The organism is Litchfieldella qijiaojingensis, assembly GCF_014651875.1.
Taxonomy (GTDB): Bacteria; Pseudomonadota; Gammaproteobacteria; order Pseudomonadales; family Halomonadaceae; genus Litchfieldella; species Litchfieldella qijiaojingensis.
In genome coordinates this window covers 163,686-180,007 of record NZ_BMXS01000003.1, presented here as the reverse complement: position 1 = coordinate 180,007, position 16,322 = coordinate 163,686, and the positions used below count along the sequence as shown (strand labels likewise).

At 61.3% G+C, this 16,322-nt stretch carries 16 protein-coding genes; 6 read left to right on the top strand and 10 right to left on the bottom strand.

The window, feature by feature from the left end:
- Window positions 1-40 precede the first annotated feature (40 nt).
- Window positions 41-1,156: an aminotransferase class I/II-fold pyridoxal phosphate-dependent enzyme gene (locus IE093_RS04980; protein ID WP_189466788.1), complete on the top strand. Its 1,116-nt coding sequence runs from the start codon at window positions 41-43 to the stop codon at window positions 1,154-1,156.
- On the opposite strand, the gene IE093_RS04975 is transcribed toward IE093_RS04980, so the two are convergent.
- Complete coding sequence (locus tag IE093_RS04975; RefSeq protein ID WP_189466787.1) at window positions 1,157-2,665, bottom strand: YifB family Mg chelatase-like AAA ATPase; 1,509 nt, start codon at window positions 2,663-2,665, stop codon at window positions 1,157-1,159.
- 133 nt (window positions 2,666-2,798) lie between these two features.
- On the bottom strand, window positions 2,799-3,149 hold the full coding sequence (locus IE093_RS04970; protein WP_189466785.1) for an accessory factor UbiK family protein: 351 nt from the start codon (window positions 3,147-3,149) through the stop codon (window positions 2,799-2,801).
- A 270-nt stretch (window positions 3,150-3,419) separates the two neighbouring features.
- Here IE093_RS04970 and IE093_RS04965 point away from each other — a divergent pair, with 270 nt between their 5' ends.
- The 3 genes from IE093_RS04965 to glnK all read left to right on the top strand — a co-directional run bounded on the left by IE093_RS04965 (window position 3,420) and on the right by glnK (window position 5,601).
- On the top strand, window positions 3,420-3,758 hold the full coding sequence (locus tag IE093_RS04965) for a P-II family nitrogen regulator (RefSeq protein WP_189466783.1): 339 nt from the start codon (window positions 3,420-3,422) through the stop codon (window positions 3,756-3,758).
- An 84-nt stretch (window positions 3,759-3,842) separates the two neighbouring features.
- The gene (locus tag IE093_RS04960) at window positions 3,843-5,093 is read left to right on the top strand and encodes an ammonium transporter (RefSeq protein ID WP_189466781.1); all 1,251 of its coding nucleotides are present in this window, start codon (window positions 3,843-3,845) and stop codon (window positions 5,091-5,093) included.
- 169 nt (window positions 5,094-5,262) lie between these two features.
- A complete protein-coding gene (gene glnK / locus IE093_RS04955) occupies window positions 5,263-5,601 on the top strand; it encodes a P-II family nitrogen regulator (protein WP_189466779.1) in 339 nt (112 codons plus the stop codon).
- Between the two features lie 203 nt (window positions 5,602-5,804).
- On the opposite strand, the gene IE093_RS04950 is transcribed toward glnK, so the two are convergent.
- On the bottom strand, window positions 5,805-6,596 hold the full coding sequence (locus IE093_RS04950; RefSeq protein ID WP_189466776.1) for a ferredoxin--NADP reductase: 792 nt from the start codon (window positions 6,594-6,596) through the stop codon (window positions 5,805-5,807).
- A gap of 131 nt (window positions 6,597-6,727) precedes the next feature.
- Between IE093_RS04950 and IE093_RS04945 the strand changes: the two genes are divergently transcribed.
- A complete protein-coding gene (locus IE093_RS04945) occupies window positions 6,728-7,654 on the top strand; it encodes a LysR family transcriptional regulator (RefSeq protein ID WP_189466775.1) in 927 nt (308 codons plus the stop codon).
- A 58-nt stretch (window positions 7,655-7,712) separates the two neighbouring features.
- Here the strand turns inward: IE093_RS04945 and IE093_RS04940 are convergent, their stop codons facing one another.
- Window positions 7,713-9,587 carry a methyl-accepting chemotaxis protein gene (locus IE093_RS04940; RefSeq protein WP_189466773.1) on the bottom strand — a complete coding sequence of 625 codons (1,875 nt, stop codon included), beginning with the start codon at window positions 9,585-9,587 and terminating at the stop codon, window positions 7,713-7,715.
- Window positions 9,588-9,701: 114 nt separating this feature from the next.
- A complete protein-coding gene (locus IE093_RS04935; protein ID WP_189466772.1) occupies window positions 9,702-10,130 on the bottom strand; it encodes a host attachment protein in 429 nt (142 codons plus the stop codon).
- A 196-nt stretch (window positions 10,131-10,326) separates the two neighbouring features.
- Between IE093_RS04935 and IE093_RS04930 the strand changes: the two genes are divergently transcribed.
- The gene (locus tag IE093_RS04930; RefSeq protein ID WP_189466769.1) at window positions 10,327-10,824 is read left to right on the top strand and encodes a hypothetical protein; all 498 of its coding nucleotides are present in this window, start codon (window positions 10,327-10,329) and stop codon (window positions 10,822-10,824) included.
- A 70-nt stretch (window positions 10,825-10,894) separates the two neighbouring features.
- On the opposite strand, the gene IE093_RS04925 is transcribed toward IE093_RS04930, so the two are convergent.
- The 5 genes from IE093_RS04925 to speE all read right to left on the bottom strand — a co-directional run bounded on the left by IE093_RS04925 (window position 10,895) and on the right by speE (window position 16,322).
- Window positions 10,895-11,623, bottom strand: a complete 729-nt coding sequence (locus IE093_RS04925; protein ID WP_189467010.1) for an amino acid ABC transporter ATP-binding protein — start codon at window positions 11,621-11,623, stop codon at window positions 10,895-10,897.
- Between the two features lie 65 nt (window positions 11,624-11,688).
- Window positions 11,689-12,789 carry an amino acid ABC transporter permease gene (locus tag IE093_RS04920; protein ID WP_189466767.1) on the bottom strand — a complete coding sequence of 367 codons (1,101 nt, stop codon included), beginning with the start codon at window positions 12,787-12,789 and terminating at the stop codon, window positions 11,689-11,691.
- 10 nt (window positions 12,790-12,799) lie between these two features.
- A complete protein-coding gene (locus IE093_RS04915; protein ID WP_189466765.1) occupies window positions 12,800-13,990 on the bottom strand; it encodes an amino acid ABC transporter permease in 1,191 nt (396 codons plus the stop codon).
- A 121-nt stretch (window positions 13,991-14,111) separates the two neighbouring features.
- Window positions 14,112-15,140: an amino acid ABC transporter substrate-binding protein gene (locus IE093_RS04910; RefSeq protein ID WP_189466763.1), complete on the bottom strand. Its 1,029-nt coding sequence runs from the start codon at window positions 15,138-15,140 to the stop codon at window positions 14,112-14,114.
- 321 nt (window positions 15,141-15,461) lie between these two features.
- Window positions 15,462-16,322: a polyamine aminopropyltransferase gene (speE, locus tag IE093_RS04905; RefSeq protein WP_189466761.1), complete on the bottom strand. Its 861-nt coding sequence runs from the start codon at window positions 16,320-16,322 to the stop codon at window positions 15,462-15,464.

Sequence of the window (16,322 nt, the reverse complement as noted above, 5' to 3'; positions counted from 1 at the left end):
GACAATGCAGTGATGTCCATCTCGCCAGGAGTCTTTCGTCATGCCGCGTTTTGCCGATCACCTCTACCGCGACGGTCCGACCAACCCGTTCCCCGGCCTCAAGGCCCTGGAGCGGCGCTTGGGGCGCGAGATCCCGTACCGGCTTGGCTCCAACGAGGGGCTGGACATGCCCCATCAGGCACTGGGGGCACGCTTCGGCCGCGAACTGGCCGATCTGGCCCGCTGTTACGGCGATGCAGAAGCCATGGGGGTGCGTTCCCGCCTGAGCGAACGGCTCGGCACGCCGCTCGAGGCCCTGCTGGTCGATGCCGGCGCCGACAGCCTGATGGCTCTGGCGCTGCGCGCTGTGGCCACCCCGGGCACCACGGTGGTGTCCAGTGCCGGCACCTACCCCACCTTCGGCTATTTCGCTGCAGGCCAAGGCTGCCGAATCGTCGAGGTCGACTATCGCGATAGCCCCGGGATACTGGCACCCGACCTCGACGCCCTGGCCCAGGCCGCCCACCGCGAGGATGCCCGCCTGGTCTATCTGGCCAATCCCGACAACCCCGGCGGTCACCTACACGACGATGAAGCGGTGACACGGCTGCTCAAGGCCTTGCCCGAGGACTGCCATCTGCTGCTCGACGAGGCCTACCACGACTTCCGCGCCGATGCCGACTCGCCCAGTGCCGGCGAAGCGTGGTCCGGCGCGATTCGCCTGCGCACCTTCTCCAAGGCCCACGGGCTAGCAGGGCTGCGCATCGGTTATGCGATCGCCGAGCCAGAAACGATCGAGATGCTGCACAAGGTACGTATCCACTACGCGGTATCATCACTGGCCGAAGCCGCCGCCGAGACCCTACTCGACCACTCCGGTGAGACTCGCGCCCATGTCCAGGCAGTGATCGACCGCCGCCAGCGCCTAACCCACTGGTTGCGCGGCCTCGGGGCTGATGTTCCCGACAGTGCCACCAACTTCGTCGCCGTACGCTTGAGCGATACCGAGCTCGCCAAGCGAGTGCACGGCGAACTGCTCGAAGCCGGCAGCCTGATTCATCGACCGCCACACCCCGCGCTCGGTCATGTGTTGCGCATCAGCGCCGTGGAGGACGCCTTGAGGCCAGGGCGACTGGCGGCGCTGGAACGCGCCGTAAGTGGTCGCCTCGAAGGTTGATCAGGTCTTGCGCAACAATCGGTCGAGCTGACGATAGCCGATGGCTTCCATCAATTGCGGCTTGGCGGGGTGCGCCTCGCCGGCCAAGTCGGCCAGGGTCAGGGCCACGCGCAACACGCGGTGATAGGCTCGCGCCGAGAGGTGCAGGCGCTCCAGCACCTCGGCTAGCCAAGTGCGCTCCGACACCCCCAGCGCGCAGGCGGCTTCCAGTTCGCGACCGGGTAGATGAGCATTCAGGCCACCGCGAGCATACTGGCGCTCGCGCGCTGCCTCCACCCGCGCACGCACCTCTGCCGAGCTCTCTCCTTGCTGGGACGAGGTCAACTGCTCGGGCGGCAAGGCTGGTACCTCCACCTGCAGATCGATTCGATCGAGCAAGGGGCCCGACAGCCGCGCTTGGTAGCGTTGAATCTGGGTGGCGGTGCATTGGCAGCGCTGGCGTGGATCGCCCAGGTGGCCGCAAGGGCAGGGATTCATCGCCGCCACCAGTTGGAAGCGCGCCGGATAACGGCGCTGATGGCTGGCCCGGGATATGGAAATACACCCTGATTCCATCGGCTCGCGCATCACCTCGAGCACGCTGCGGCTGAACTCCGGAAGCTCGTCGAGAAACAACACTCCCTGGTGGGCCAGCGAGATCTCCCCAGGACGCGGCTTGGAGCCCCCTCCCACCAGCGCCACCGCGCTGGCTGTGTGATGCGGAGCCCGGAAAGGGCGTTGCCCCCACTGTTCGCGTAGTGGCAACCCGCAAACCGAACGGATGGCGGCAACTTCCAAGGCCTCGTCTTCGGTCAGGACGGGCAGAATACCGGGCAAACGGCTGGCAAGCATGGTCTTGCCAGTTCCCGGAGGACCAGCGAACAGCAGGTTGTGACCGCCCGCCGCCGCAACCTCCAGGGCACGCCGAGCCTGATGTTGCCCTCGTACGTCGAGCAGATCGGTGGATGGAGCGAGCGTGGCAGCCGGCACATTGAGCCGATGCGCCTTGATCCGCGTCTGTCCCAGCAGATGCGCCACCACGTCCAGAAGATGAGCGGCAGGCCAGACTTCCAGGTCTCCCGCCAGAGCGGCTTCATCAGCGTTGGCTTGCGGCACCAGCAAACGACGCCCGGCACGACGCGTCGCCATGGCTACCGGCAGTACGCCGGATACCGGGCGCAAGCGGCCATCGAGCGCCAACTCGCCCAGGCATTCGACGCCTTCCAACGCCTCGGCCGGCACCTGACCCGAGGCCACCAGGATGCCCAGCGCGATGGGCAGATCGAAACGCCCGCCCTCCTTGGGCAAGTCGGCGGGTGCCAAGTTGAGGGTAATGCGGCGGGTATTGGGGAATTCGAAGCCAGCATTGATCAGGGCGCTACGCACCCGTTCACGGCTCTCCTTGACCGCTGTCTCGGGCAACCCTACCAAGGTCACCCCCGGCAGGCCGTTGGCCAAATGGACTTCGACCAACACTTCGGGGGCGTCCAGACCTACGCTGGCACGCGTATTGATGAGGGCCAGCGTCATCGGCATTCCTTGCACATTGTCATTCATCCCTGAGTACACGCCACCTACCCGCTGTGCGGCGGTGGCGCAGTCATTGCCCGGTAGCGACCGGCTTCCTTGATTCGACTACCTGCCGTTGGAGAGCCGGTCCAGGTCAATCATCATCACGGGAGGGCGGTTTGCTCGCTTCTCCCGCTCCAGCATCCTCCGCTGGCGGGGTATCGCCGCGATGCTCGACCACCGGCCGTTCAGTCGGCTGCCGTGCCTCCAGCGTCGCCTCAAGTGCCGCAACCTGCTTCTCCAGTGCCTCGACACGCGCCCGAGTACGCTGAAGGACATCCATCAGGATATCGAAATCCTCGCGTGATACCAGTTCCAGGCGATCGAAGGCGCCGCGCATGACCTGTTGTACCCCACGTTGCAACTCCTCAGGAGCATGCGAAGCATCCTGAAGACGTTCACCAAGCCGCTGCGCCAACCGGCTGATGCGGTCATTGTTCACCATGGATCACTCCTCGCTCCGTGACATGTGACTTCCTACAGGATACGCAAGGGCACTGCGAAGCGCATGCGCCAACTTGATGCACCGACACGGCAACGACGCACCATTTCGATGCATTCAACTGCCGACATGGCAGCCCCTTGCTGTTAGGGCAGTGAAGAAACCCGCCCAACAACCTGATTAAAAAGAACTTTATTGATCATGGCATGCTTTGCGCTTGATGCACAATAGGCGCAAGCCGATTGATAGCACGCCATTGACGGGAGATCTGGGATGAAACTCATCACCGCCATTATCAAGCCATTCAAGCTTGACGATGTCCGCGAAGCGCTGGCCGACAACGGCGTCCAGGGCATCACCGTGACCGAGGTCAAGGGCTTCGGTCGTCAGAAAGGTCACACCGAACTCTACCGTGGCGCCGAGTACGTCGTCGACTTTCTGCCCAAGGTCAAAGTCGAGGTCGCCGTGGACGACAACCGTCTGGAAAGCGTGCTCGATGCCATCCGTACCGCTGCCAATAGCGGCAAGATCGGTGACGGCAAGCTCTTCGTGACCCCACTGGAAGACGTGATCCGGATTCGTACCGGCGAGCGCGGTGCCGATGCGGTCTGATTTCCTTTCAGGCCGGACCGGGGTACGCAGGATTTCGCGCCAACGCAACCATCGAAGAATGACGCTGGCTCAGGAGATTATTAAATGACAGAACTATCAGAGCTGACTTACGCGCTCGATACCTTTTACTTCTTGGTCTGCGGCGTGCTGGTCATGTGGATGGCCGCCGGCTTCGCGATGCTCGAGGCCGGCTTGGTACGCTCCAAGAATACCGCCGAGATTCTGACCAAGAACGTCGCCTTGTTCGCCGTCGCTTGTACCATGTACCTGCTGATCGGCTACTACATCATGTATTCCAGCACCAGTGGCGGCTTCCTGCCCAGTCTGGGAGTCCTGATCGGCGTCGAGAACTCCCTGGATGCCATCACCGCCGGCGGCGCAGACGCCCCCTACTACTCCATGCGTTCCGACTACTTCTTCCAGGTGGTGTTCGTGGCCACCGCCATGTCCATCGTCTCCGGTGCCGTGGCCGAACGCATGAAGCTTTGGGCCTTCCTGGCCTTTGCCGTGATCATGACCGGCTTCATCTACCCGGTGGAAGGCTACTGGACCTGGGGTGGCGGCTGGCTTTCCGAAGTCGGCTACTCCGACTATGCCGGTTCCGGCATCGTGCACCTTGCAGGTGCAGCGGCAGCCCTGGCCGGTGTCCTCGTTCTCGGCCCTCGCGCCGGCAAGTACGGCAAGGATGGCTCCATCTACGCCATTCCTGGTGCCAACATGCCACTGGCAACATTGGGCGCCTTCATCCTGTGGATGGGCTGGTTCGGCTTCAACGGCGGTTCCGAGCTGAAGATGTCCGATGCCGCGTCCGCCAACAACGTCGCCCAGGTGTTCGTCAACACCAATGCCGCAGCGGCCGCTGGCGTGATCGCCGCCCTGGTACTGGCCAAGCTGTGGTTCCGCAAGGCCGACCTGACCATGGCGCTCAACGGTGCCCTGGCTGGCCTGGTCGCCATCACCGCTGATCCGCTCTCGCCCCCTGCCCTGGGTGCGGCCATCATCGGTGCTATCGGCGGGGCCATCGTGGTCGCCTCCATCGTGACGCTCGACAAGCTCAAGGTCGACGACCCTGTCGGCGCCATCTCGGTGCATGGTGTGGCTGGCATCTGGGGTGTACTGGCGGTCCCGATGAGCAATGCCGACGCCTCTTTCGGCGCCCAGATCATCGGCATCATCGGCATCTTTGGCTGGGTCTTCATTGCGAGCCTGGTGGTATGGCTGATCCTCAAGGCAATCATGGGTATCCGGGTCAGCGAAGAGGAAGAATACGAAGGGGTCGACCTGACCGAATGTGGTCTGGAGGCCTATCCCGAGTTCAATGGCGCGAAGAAGTGATCGCGACACACCGAGTGAGCTGGCGTGCTCCCCTGGCCTCCTTCGGGGGGCCTTTTTTAATCCTTGCCCGAGCAGTGTATGCTTGACAGCCAATACCGCTCGGCAATGCTAAAGATCATGTGGGGGCTTCGGTGCGCCGCCCGCACAACAGATGCGAGGAGTAAGGACCATGAAACTGGTGACTGCCATCATCAAGCCGTTCAAGCTCGACGACGTTCGGGAATCGCTTTCCGAGATCGGCGTTCAGGGCATCACCGTCACCGAGGTCAAAGGCTTCGGGCGACAAAAAGGGCACACCGAGTTGTACCGGGGGGCTGAATACGTGGTCGACTTCTTGCCCAAGGTCAAGCTCGAGGTGGCGGTGGATGACAGCATGGCCGACCAGGTCATCGATGCCATCACTCAAGTGGCCAATACTGGAAAAATTGGCGACGGCAAGATCTTCGTTTCGGCACTGGAGCAGGTCATCCGTATCCGCACCGGCGAAACCGGCAAGGATGCGGTCTAAGCTCGAAGCTCGAAGCTCGAAGCTCGAAGCTCGAAGCTCGAAGCTAGGCAGAGCTTGACAGCTTAATGACAAACCAAGAAAAGCCCCTGCAATTCAATTCTGCAGGGGCTTTTCTCTTCCAGCTTCCAGGCGCGGAGCGCCGCTCTTCAAGCTTCTAGCTTATGACTTCCAGCCGCGAAGCGGCGCTCTTCCAGCTTCAAGACTTATTTTTCGACGAAGGCACGTTCGATGACGTAGTCGCCAGGTTCGCCCATGCGTGGCGAGATCTGGAAGCCGAGGTCGTCGAGCAGGGCGCTAGTGTCGTCGAGCATCGACGGGCTGCCGCAGATCATGGCGCGATCCTGCTTGGGATCGATCACCGGCAGGCCGGTGTCCTCGAACAGCTTGCCGCTGTTGATGTGGTCGGTCAGGCGTCCCATGGTATGGAACTCCTCGCGGGTAACCGTCGGATAATAGACCAACTTCTCGCTGATCTCTTCGCCCAGGTACTCGTGAGCCGGCAGCTCCTTGGTGATGAAGTCTGCGTAAGCGAGTTCACTGACATGGCGCACACCGTGGATCAGTACGATCTTTTCGAAGCGTTCGTAGGCTTCGGGATCCTGGATCAGGCTCATGAACGGTGCCAGACCCGTGCCGGTGGACAGCAGGTAGAGGTTGCGTCCGGGCAGCAGGTCATCGGTGACCAAAGTACCGGTGGGCTTGCGGCTGACCATGATCTGGTCGCCTACCTTGAGATGCTGCAGGCGTGAGGTCAGCGGGCCGTCCGGGACCTTGATGCTGAAGAACTCGAGGTGGTCCTCGTAGTTGGGGCTAGCGATGGAGTAGGCGCGCATCAGGGGCTTGCCGTTCACCTCGAGACCGATCATCACGAACTGACCGTTCTTGAAGCGCAGGCTACGCTCACGCGTGGTGCGGAAGCTGAATAGACTGTCGTTCCAGTGATGGACGCTGAGGACTTCTTCCAGGGCAAACTTGCTCACGACCGGCTCCTTCATATTCCATTAGCGAATAACATCGCTTGATTAACTTTGTTGGTAATTCTAAGCCCCTATTTCATATCTGTTAAATGGGTAGTATGGATAAAGCTTATCTATAATATGGATATGTAGACCATTGGGAGCCCATCGTGCGTTACACCTTGCGTCAATTGGAAGTCTTCGTCGCCGTCGCCCAACACGAAAGCGTATCGCGAGCCGCCCATGCCCTGTCCTTGTCGCAGTCGGCGGCCAGTACGGCGTTGGCCGAGCTCGAGCGCCAATTCGACTGTCAGCTGCTCGACCGCATCGGCAAGCGCCTCAAACTCAACGCACTAGGTTTCCAGATCCTGCCCAAGGCGGTAGCCCTGCTCGATCGTGCCGAGGAAATCGAGGAACTGCTGCGCGGCCAGCGAGGAATAGGCTCGCTCGACGTCGGCGCCACTCTGACCATCGGCAACTATCTGGCCACCCTGCTGATCAGCGACTTTCTACAACGCCATCCGGATAGCCGAGTACGGCTTCAGGTACGCAATACGGCCGCCATTATCGAACGCATCGTGCAGCACGAACTTGATCTGGGTCTGATCGAAGGTGATTGTCAGCACGAGGATGTGGTGATGCAGCCTTGGGTAGAGGACGAATTGGTAGTGTTCTGCTCACCGCTCCACCCACTGGCCAACGTCGGCAAGTTGGATATGGACCGCTTGCTGCGCGCCGACTGGATCATGCGCGAACAGGGCTCGGGGACACGACTGACCCTCGAGCATGCCGCCCGGCACCGCCGTGGACGTTTCAACATCCTGCTCGAACTGGAGCATACCGAGGGCATCAAACGTGCCGTGGAATCGGGGCTGGGCATCGGTTGCGTGTCGCGACTGGCGCTACGCGATGCCTTCCGCCGTGGCAGCCTGGTACCATTGCCGACCCCGGAGTTGGACCTGCGGCGCCAGTTTTCCTTCATCTGGCATCGCCACAAGTATCTAACTACCGGCATGCGCGAATTCTTGCGCCTGTGCCGGCAGATGACCGAAGGCATCGAGCGCAGCGACGAGATCGACCTGCCCTATATTCCCTGAACCAAGGTCGTCGAGAAAGCCCGGTCGAAGCCGGGCAGGCGTGGGAGGAATGCTGCACTCAGGCCGACTCGAGGCGCGGATACTCCTTTTGGCGGATCTGCAACGTTTGTGGCGAGATGCTTGATGGCCGCTCCTGGCTGAGAGTGAAACCTCCCACTGCCGTGGCCAGCCGGTCCGCCTGATCCTTGAGTTGCTCAGCCGCCGTGGTCGACTCTTCGACCAGCGAGGCATTCTGCTGGATCATGCGGTCGAGTTCGGAGACCGCCACATTGACCTGACCGACCCCGTCACTCTGCTCGGCGGTAGCGGTGGTGATTTCACCCAGTACGTCAGCCACCCGGGTAATGCTATCGACGATTTCCCCCATGGTGGTACCGGCGGTGCGCACCAGTTCGGCACCTTCTTCGGTCCGGGCCACCGAGGTGTCGATCAATGCGCGTATCTCGCGCGCGGCGGAGGCCGAGCGGCCGGCCAATTGGCGCACCTCGCCAGCCACCACCGCGAAGCCGCGACCCTGTTCACCGGCCCGTGCCGCCTCCACCGAGGCATTGAGCGCCAGCAGATTAGTCTGGAAGGCGATGCCGTCCATCAGCGTGACGATCTCGGCGATCTGCCGCGAGGAATCGGTAATCTCATCCATGGTGCTGACCACTCGGGAAACTACCTCACCACCGCGTGTCGCCACCGAAGACGCCGACTGGGAAAGTGAGTCGGCCTCCCGCGACGACTCGGCGGTGTGTTCCACGGTGCTGGTGATCTCCTCCATCGAGGCCGAAGTCTGCTGCAGGCTGGCGGCAGCGGTTTCGGTGCGCCGTGACAGATCCTGACCGCCGCTGGCAATTTCGGTGGCGGCGACGCGCACGGCCTCACTGCTGTCGCGAATGGTCAACATCACCGTTTCCATCTTGGCGACGAAGCGGTTGAATGCCGAGGCGATCTGCGCCACTTCATCGCTCCCCTCCTCCGGCAGCCGACGCGTCAGGTCACCACTGCCACTGGCGATGTTCTCCATGGCATCGCGAGCCCGCACCAGGCCTCCCAGTGAGCGCTTGAGCCACATGCCGAGCAGCACCGCGGCAATAGCCGCCACCACCAGCAACGTGATCAGAGATGTGTGAATGATGCCTCGCAGTCCAGCATTGGCTTCACGCGTATCGAGCGCCACGCCCAACTCCCAGTCGCTACCCGCGATAGGCACCACGGCAAGACGCTTGCCGCGCCCCTCGATATCGATGGCACGTCTCTCTCCATCGCGGCTCAGTGCCGCCATCGTCTGTGGCGTCAAGTCGTCGCTCAGCCGGGTCACGGGCTCCAGGATGAGATCGGCGTCGGGATGGGCGATCAGTGTCTCTCCTCCTCTGCTCAGGAAGGCGAAACTCGAAGGTGTCGGCTGAATGGCCGCGATGTCGGCAACGATGTCATCAATCACCACATCGCCACCGATCACGCCGACCAGCGTGCCGCTTCGTTCGACCGGAGTGGCAAAAGACACCACCACCTGTCCCGAATTGGCGTCGACGTAGGGCAGCGAGACAATGGTCTCACCGCGCTCGGTGGCATCGATATACCAGCCACGCTGTCGCGGGTCATAGTCGTCGGGCGGCACCCACCCATCGGAAGCGATCAGGCTACCGTCGGGCTTGCCCAGGTAGGCCGAGAGAAAGCCACCGGACTCGGCCAACTGGACCAGTGCCGTGACAGGCGCGTCACCCGCCACCGGGGCACGTGCCGCTTCGATCATGCTGGTGCGAGCACCGATCCACTCACCGATTGCCAGGGCATGACCTTGGGTCACGGACGCCAGTTGTCGGCTCACCTGGTCATCATTGTGGGACTTCACGGTCAGATAGCTGGCAATGCCATTGATTGCCAGTGCCAAAGCGATCACCACCAAGGTGGCGATCAGGATGCGTATACGCAGGGAGGAAACCATGAACACTCTCGCTGATAGGGGCGTTTTCCAGAACGGCGGCGCGCGGGTGCCACGCGCCACCGTTGTCCCCTATCGGCAGAGATGGCTCAGGCTTTAGCCAAAAAACGAAGACATTCAGCGCAGGTCGCTGACAGCCTCTTGAATTTCACTTTGGCTTGCCTTAGAGAGGTCCTTGGCCAAGGTATGAATGATCAGCTTGCCGGAAGGGGGATCGAGCTTGTCGCGCAGGAGCCCCAGAAAGCGTGGTGGCGCTACCAGTATCAGCTTCTGCAGATGATTTTCGACGCGCGCTCGATAGATCCGTTCAGCCACCTCCTTAGCGAATATTTCCGCATGGTGATTGGAGACGGCATTCTCGCCACCCGATGCTCGGGCGGTAGTAGTCGTCGACTCGTGTACGTCACCGCGGCCATCTGTCACCAGGTCACCCTCGTGCAGGCGCCCTTCGGCATGTACCAGGCTGTCCTGTTCCACCAGTTGCAAGGCGTCGCGGGTAAAAACACGTGCCCGAGCCGAGTCCGCCACCACGATATACGTCGTCATATGTGCTCCTTGGGTTCCTACCACCTCGACACTTACCTTATCGAGATTGGCAAGGGTACAGCCGGCGGTCAATATTCCGATCAGGGTCTGGCCACTGCCGTTTTTCCATAAAGTGGGGTAGCATCTGTGGCGCCGGCATGGAAGTCGGCGCAACCGGCCAACATCGCGAGTGCCGATTCACCGGGAGGTCCTTCACATGCGACAGTTTCTGTTTCCGCGTCACCCCCTGTCACGACGCACCCTGATATTCACTCACCTGGTCATCCAGCTCAGTCTGCTGGTGGCCGGTATCGCCTGGCTGGCACCTCGCACCCCCTGGCTTGCCGAGACAAGCTGGGCCGGGGCTTGGCCCGAGCTGGTCCTGGGGGGTGGCACGCTGCTGTTGGCCATGGCAGGCGCTCGGCTGCTCGCCGAACTCTGGCTCTTGCCCTACCATCTGGCCAACCTGCGTGCCGGTTTCGCTCCCGGGGCGGTCATTACCCGCTCCTTCGATCGCCGCCCGGCTGTGCATGACGCCAATGACAGTTGGACCAGTGCGTCCAGACGCCATGATGCCGAAGACACCGTACTCGGGACGGCTCGCGTCACTCAGCCAGCAACCCCGAAACGCCGCCAGCGCCAGGATGAACCGACCCTGGATCTCGCCGCTGGTGCCGTCTCCGAGCCACCATCACGCCACGAGCCACGGCTGTAACACCGGCTTCCCCAAAGCACGACGCCTCGGCGCAAGGCCGAGGCGTCGTCTTGTCTTCCTGTCGAACATTTTAGTGCCCGAGAATCTGACTGAGGAACAACTGGGTACGCTCGGACTGCGGATGGTTGAAGAACGGCTCCGGTGCGTTCTCCTCGATGATCTGCCCCTGGTCCATGAAGATCACCCGGTCGGCCACGGTCTTGGCGAAGCCCATCTCATGGGTCACGCAGAGCATGGTCATGCCTTCCTGGGCCAGCTCGACCATGACATCGAGCACTTCCTTGATCATTTCGGGGTCCAACGCCGACGTAGGTTCGTCGAATAGCATGACCTCCGGATGCATGCACAGCGAACGGGCGATCGCCACCCGCTGCTGCTGACCACCCGACAACTGTCCCGGATACTTCTTCGCCTGTTCGGCGATCCGCACCCGCTCGAGATATTGCATGGCACGTGCTTCGGCTTCGCGGCGCGGCTTCTTCTGCACCCACATCGGCGCCAGGCAACAGTTTTCCAGCACCGTCAGATGCGGGAACAGGTTGAAGTGCTGGAATACCATGCCTACCCGTCGGCGAATCTGCTCGATGCGCTTAACGTCCTGAGTCAGTGGCATGCCCCCCACCACGATCTCGCCCTGCTGATGCTCTTCCAGATGATTGATGCAGCGGATCAGCGTCGACTTGCCGGAGCCCGAAGGTCCGCAAATGACGATGCGCTCGCCACGACTGACCGTCAGATCGATGTCACGCAACACATGGAAATCGCCGTACCATTTGTTGACACCGCGCATCTCGACCATCGAGGTCTCGGTACCAGTCTGGGAAATGGAAGCTTGTTCACTCATTTGGAATTGTCCTTGCTTGCTCAACGCTTGTGGCCGGTATGCAGCTTGCGTTCGAGATATTGGCTGTAGCGCGACATGCTGAAACAGAAAATCCAGAACATCAGCCCAGCGAAGATGTAGCCTTCCAGCGAGAAGCCCAGCCAACGCGAATCCGACAGTGCTGCCTGCACGATGCCCAGCAGGTCGAACAGGCCGATGATCATCACCAGGGTGGTGTCCTTGAATAGAGAGATGAAAGTATTGACGATTCCCGGGATCATCATCTTCAGCGCCTGAGGCAGTACGATCAGGCCCATGCGCTTCCAGTAGTTCATGCCCAGTGCCGCGGCGGCCTCCTCCTGTCCACGGGGAATCGCCTGCAGGCCACCGCGCACCACCTCGGCCATGTAGGCGCTCTGGAACAGGGTGATGCCGATCAGGGCCCGTACCAGCCGATCGACGCTGACGCCCGTGGGCATGAACAACGGCAGCATCACCGAGGCCATGAACAGCACCGTGATCAATGGCACGCCACGCCAGAACTCGATGAACACCACACAAAAACTCTTGACGATGGGCATGTGCGAGCGCCGCCCCAACGCCAGTAGAACGCCGATGGGCAGGGCCGCGACCATACCCACCACGGCCAGCACCAGGGTCAGCATCAACCCGCCCCAGCGATGGGTTTCCACCACGTCCAATCCGAAATGGCCGCCGTAGAGCAGGAAATAGGCGAATAGCGGAAACCCGAGCAGGGCGACCGCTGCCACCCAGTGCTTGAATGGCAGCCGGGGAATCGCCAGCCAGGCGATCAGCGCAGCGAAAGTGACGAAGGTCAGGTTGACCCGCCAAATCTCACTGCCCGGATACAGCCCGTAGATGAACTGACCGATACGGGCATTGATGAACACCCAGCAAGCCCCCGTACGTGAACAGTCCTCACGGCTGGTGCCAATCCAATCGGCATTGATCAATGCCCACTGGATCGTTGGCATCAGCAGTACATACAGCAAATAGAGGCCAAGCAACGTGAAGATGCTGTTGATCGGCCCACTGAACAGGTTGGCACGCAGCCAGGCGATGGGCCCGATGGTTCCGGATGGCGCCGGACGCGCTTCGATCATCGTGCGGTTATGAATCATGGCGCCTCTCCTAGCGTTCCACCAGCGCCACTCGGGCGTTGAACCAATTCATGAACATCGACACCAGCAGGCTGATGGTCAGGTAGACCGCCATGGTCATGGCGATGACCTCGATCGCTTGCCCGGTCTGGTTAAGCGTGGTGCCCGCGAACACCGACACCAGGTCGGGATAACCGATGGCCGTGGCCAGCGAGGAGTTCTTGATCAGATTAAGGTACTGGCTGGTCAGCGGCGGGATGATCACGCGCAAGGCTTGGGGAATGACCACCAAGCGCAGTACCAGTCCCTGGGGTAGGCTCAAGGCCTGGGCGGCTTCTGTCTGGCCATGGGAAATGGCCTGGATACCCGAACGCACGATTTCGGCAATGAATGAGGCCGTATAGATCGACAGCGCGAGCCACAATGCCAGGAACTCGGGAATCACGGTAATCCCGCCGCGGAAGTTGAAGCCACGCAGCTCCGGCACCTCCCAGGTCACGGGGACGCCGGTTACCACCAGCACGCCAAGCGGCAGGCCGACGATCAGCGCCAGCGAGATCCATCCCGCCGGCAAACGCTTGCCGGTCGCCTCATGACGGCGCTTGTTCCAGATCGTCAACGCGATACTGGCAACGATCGCGACCACGAACGCCAAGGGGATCAAGCCGAAGCCGGACTCGAACAGCGGTTGGGGCAGGTAGAGGCCACGCACATTGAGAAAGATCACCTCGCCGAAGGACATGCTGTCGCGAGCACTGGGCATGGCTCGCAGCACGGCGAAGTACCAGAAGAAGATCTGCAGCAGCAACGGGATATTACGGAAGATCTCGATATAGCCATTGGCCAGTCGCGAGATCAACCAGTTGGGCGACAGCCGCGCGATGCCGACGATGAAGCCGACGATGGTCGCTGCCAGCACTCCCAGCCCCCCCACCAGCAGGGTATTGAGCAGCCCGACCACGAAGGTTCGGCCGTAGGTGCTTTGCGACGAGTAGTCGATCAGGGTCTGGACGATGCCGAAGCCGGCAGTGTCGTTGAGAAAACCGAAGCCGGTGGTAATGCCGCGCGCCGCCAGGTTGGCTTGGGTGTTGCCGATAATGGTCAGTAGGAAGGCCGCGACACCCGCCACCAACAGTAGCTGGAAGACTAGGGCCCGCTTGGCGGGATCGCGCCAGAACGGTGGTTTGGGGCCCTGAGTCGGGACCTTGGGTCGAGCAGACATGGGATACGTCTCCGCCAGGAGTCAAACAGGATCGATCACGACGGTCCAGGACCGGGATCATCCGGCCCTGGGGTCGACATACATGCTCCGGTCGATGACGACCGGAGTCCAGGCGGGACGCTTAGCGTACCGGCGGCGCGTACTGGATACCGCCGTTGTTCCACAGTTCGTTGATGCCACGCTCGATCTGAAGCGGCGAATCCATGCCCACGTTGCGATCGTAGATCTCGGCATAGTTGCCGACCTGGCTAATGATGTTATAGGCCCAGTCGGCCGAAAGTCCCATGCCTTCGCCGAAGTTGCTGTCCTGGCCAAGCAAGCGCGCGACATTGGGATTCTCGGAATTCAGCATCTCGTCGACATTGTCACTGCTGATGCCCAGTTCTTCGGCGTTGAGCATGGCAAACAGCGACCACTTGACGATGTTGAACCACTGGTCGTCGCCCTGACGAACCACCGGCCCCAACGGCTCCTTGGAGATCACCTCGGGCAGGATCATGGCATTGTCCGGATCGGACAGTTGGATACGCAACGCAGCCAACTGCGAAGTATCCGACGTCAGGACGTCACAGCGGCCAGCCTCGAAGCCGCCGACGGTTTGCTCGGAAGTGTCGAAGACGATGGGGTCGAACTGCATGTCATGGGCACGGAAGTAATCGGCCACATTGAGTTCGGTGGTGGTGCCGGCCTGTATGCAGATCGCCGCGCCATCGAGTTCCTCCACGCTGCTGACGCCCAGGTCCTTGGACACCATGAAGCCTTGGCCATCGTAGAAGGTCACGCCGGCGAAATTCAGGCCCAGAGTCGTATCACGCGTGGTGGTCCAGGTAGTGTTGCGTGACAGTACGTCGACCTCGCCCGACTGCAGGGCAGTGAAGCGCTCCACGGCATTCAGTGGCACATAACGCACCGCTTCGGCGTCACCGAAGACCGCCGCCGCGACCGCCCGGCAGACTTCGACGTCGATGCCCTGCCATTCGCCTTGATCATCCGGCGCCGAGAAACCCGGCAGGCCGTCGCTGACACCGCACTGCACCACGCCGCGCTCACGGGTATCGTCGAGCGTCGCGGCCTGGGTGGTAGCACTCGCCCCGAGTACCAGGGCGGCAACGGAGGTCAGCATTACCAGTTTGTTGTTCTTGTACGACATGTGTAGTTCCCTCGGATGGTATGGAAGTCGTGCATGCTTGCGCATGTGACATGCACCTTAGCAAAGACCGTTACATCCGCGTGATGTCTTGGCGATAACATTTATTCAACGCAGGAAATACAGCAAAAAGTCAGGTCTGTGTAGTCGATCCTGCCAACCACATCTATCATCTCGAGGCCATGACGACACCATGACAGTGCAAGATCGGGCCCACAAAGTCGGCTTTGCGCCTCGTTGGCGCCGAAATGCGCATGCCCCCTCATCCCAGGATGAGGGGGCATGCGTAGGAAAGGCCTGAAAAATGGGGAAAACGTTATCCGCTCAATCCAGCAAACGACGCATGAAAGGCGGAAGCACCAAGGCGCCCCGGTGGGCTTCAGCGGTGTAGTAGTCGAGTGCCAGGTCGGTGGCGCTGGCATCGGCTTCGCGGAAGCGGGTCACGTCACAGCCCTTGCCGGCGAGCGTTGCGCTCCACCAGCCGGAAGGATAGACCGGCTGCGGGAACGGCAGCGTCGCCACGCTATCGAAACCGGCCTCGCGCATGCCCTCGCGCAGATCGCGGATGATCGAGCCGCTGTGATAGAGCGGCGATTCACTCTGCTGCACGATAACCCCACCATCCTTGAGGATGCGGTGGCAACGCTTGAGGAAGTCGGTCTTGAACAGGCCTTCCGCTGGCCCTACCGGATCGGTGGAATCGATGATCATGACATCGATACTGGCCTCCTCAGCCGCGTCGACCCACTTCACGCCATCAGCGAATAGTAGTTCGGCGCGCGGGTCGTCATTGGACTCGGTCAAGGCCGGGAAGAAGCGCTTCGCGGCCTTGGTGACTTCCTCGTCGATATCGATCTGCGTAACATGCTCGACCCCCGGATGCTTGAGCACCTCGCGCAAGGTGCCACAGTCGCCGCCACCGATGATCACCACCCGCTTGGGGTCGGCATGGGTGAACAACGCGGGGTGCGCCATCATTTCGTGATAAAGGAAGTTATCGCGATCGGTCAGCATCACGCAGCCATCGAGCACCATCAGGTTGCCATAGGTCTCTGTGGCATAGACCTCGAGGTGCTGATAGGGACTGTGCACATCAAGCAGTTTCTCGATGATTTTCAGCGAGAAGGCGCTACCGTCGCCATTGCTGACCTCGGTGAACCAGTTGGCGTCGAGAGACTTGGTCAT

What these genes read in the sequence shown, in the direction of transcription:
- IE093_RS04980 (WP_189466788.1), top strand. Translation starts at nt 41, where the DNA reads ATGCCGCGTTTTGCCGATCACCTCTACCGCGACGGTCCGACCAACCCG.
- IE093_RS04975 (WP_189466787.1), bottom strand. Translation starts at nt 2,665, where the DNA reads ATGACGCTGGCCCTCATCAATACGCGTGCCAGCGTAGGTCTGGACGCC.
- IE093_RS04970 (WP_189466785.1), bottom strand. Translation starts at nt 3,149, where the DNA reads ATGGTGAACAATGACCGCATCAGCCGGTTGGCGCAGCGGCTTGGTGAA.
- IE093_RS04965 (WP_189466783.1), top strand. Translation starts at nt 3,420, where the DNA reads ATGAAACTCATCACCGCCATTATCAAGCCATTCAAGCTTGACGATGTC.
- IE093_RS04960 (WP_189466781.1), top strand. Translation starts at nt 3,843, where the DNA reads ATGACAGAACTATCAGAGCTGACTTACGCGCTCGATACCTTTTACTTC.
- glnK (WP_189466779.1), top strand. Translation starts at nt 5,263, where the DNA reads ATGAAACTGGTGACTGCCATCATCAAGCCGTTCAAGCTCGACGACGTT.
- IE093_RS04950 (WP_189466776.1), bottom strand. Translation starts at nt 6,596, where the DNA reads ATGAAGGAGCCGGTCGTGAGCAAGTTTGCCCTGGAAGAAGTCCTCAGC.
- IE093_RS04940 (WP_189466773.1), bottom strand. Translation starts at nt 9,587, where the DNA reads ATGGTTTCCTCCCTGCGTATACGCATCCTGATCGCCACCTTGGTGGTG.
- IE093_RS04935 (WP_189466772.1), bottom strand. Translation starts at nt 10,130, where the DNA reads ATGACGACGTATATCGTGGTGGCGGACTCGGCTCGGGCACGTGTTTTT.
- IE093_RS04930 (WP_189466769.1), top strand. Translation starts at nt 10,327, where the DNA reads ATGCGACAGTTTCTGTTTCCGCGTCACCCCCTGTCACGACGCACCCTG.
- IE093_RS04925 (WP_189467010.1), bottom strand. Translation starts at nt 11,623, where the DNA reads ATGGTCGAGATGCGCGGTGTCAACAAATGGTACGGCGATTTCCATGTG.
- IE093_RS04920 (WP_189466767.1), bottom strand. Translation starts at nt 12,789, where the DNA reads ATGATTCATAACCGCACGATGATCGAAGCGCGTCCGGCGCCATCCGGA.
- IE093_RS04915 (WP_189466765.1), bottom strand. Translation starts at nt 13,990, where the DNA reads ATGTCTGCTCGACCCAAGGTCCCGACTCAGGGCCCCAAACCACCGTTC.
- IE093_RS04910 (WP_189466763.1), bottom strand. Translation starts at nt 15,140, where the DNA reads ATGTCGTACAAGAACAACAAACTGGTAATGCTGACCTCCGTTGCCGCC.
- speE (WP_189466761.1), bottom strand. Translation starts at nt 16,322, where the DNA reads ATGACCAAGTCTCTCGACGCCAACTGGTTCACCGAGGTCAGCAATGGC.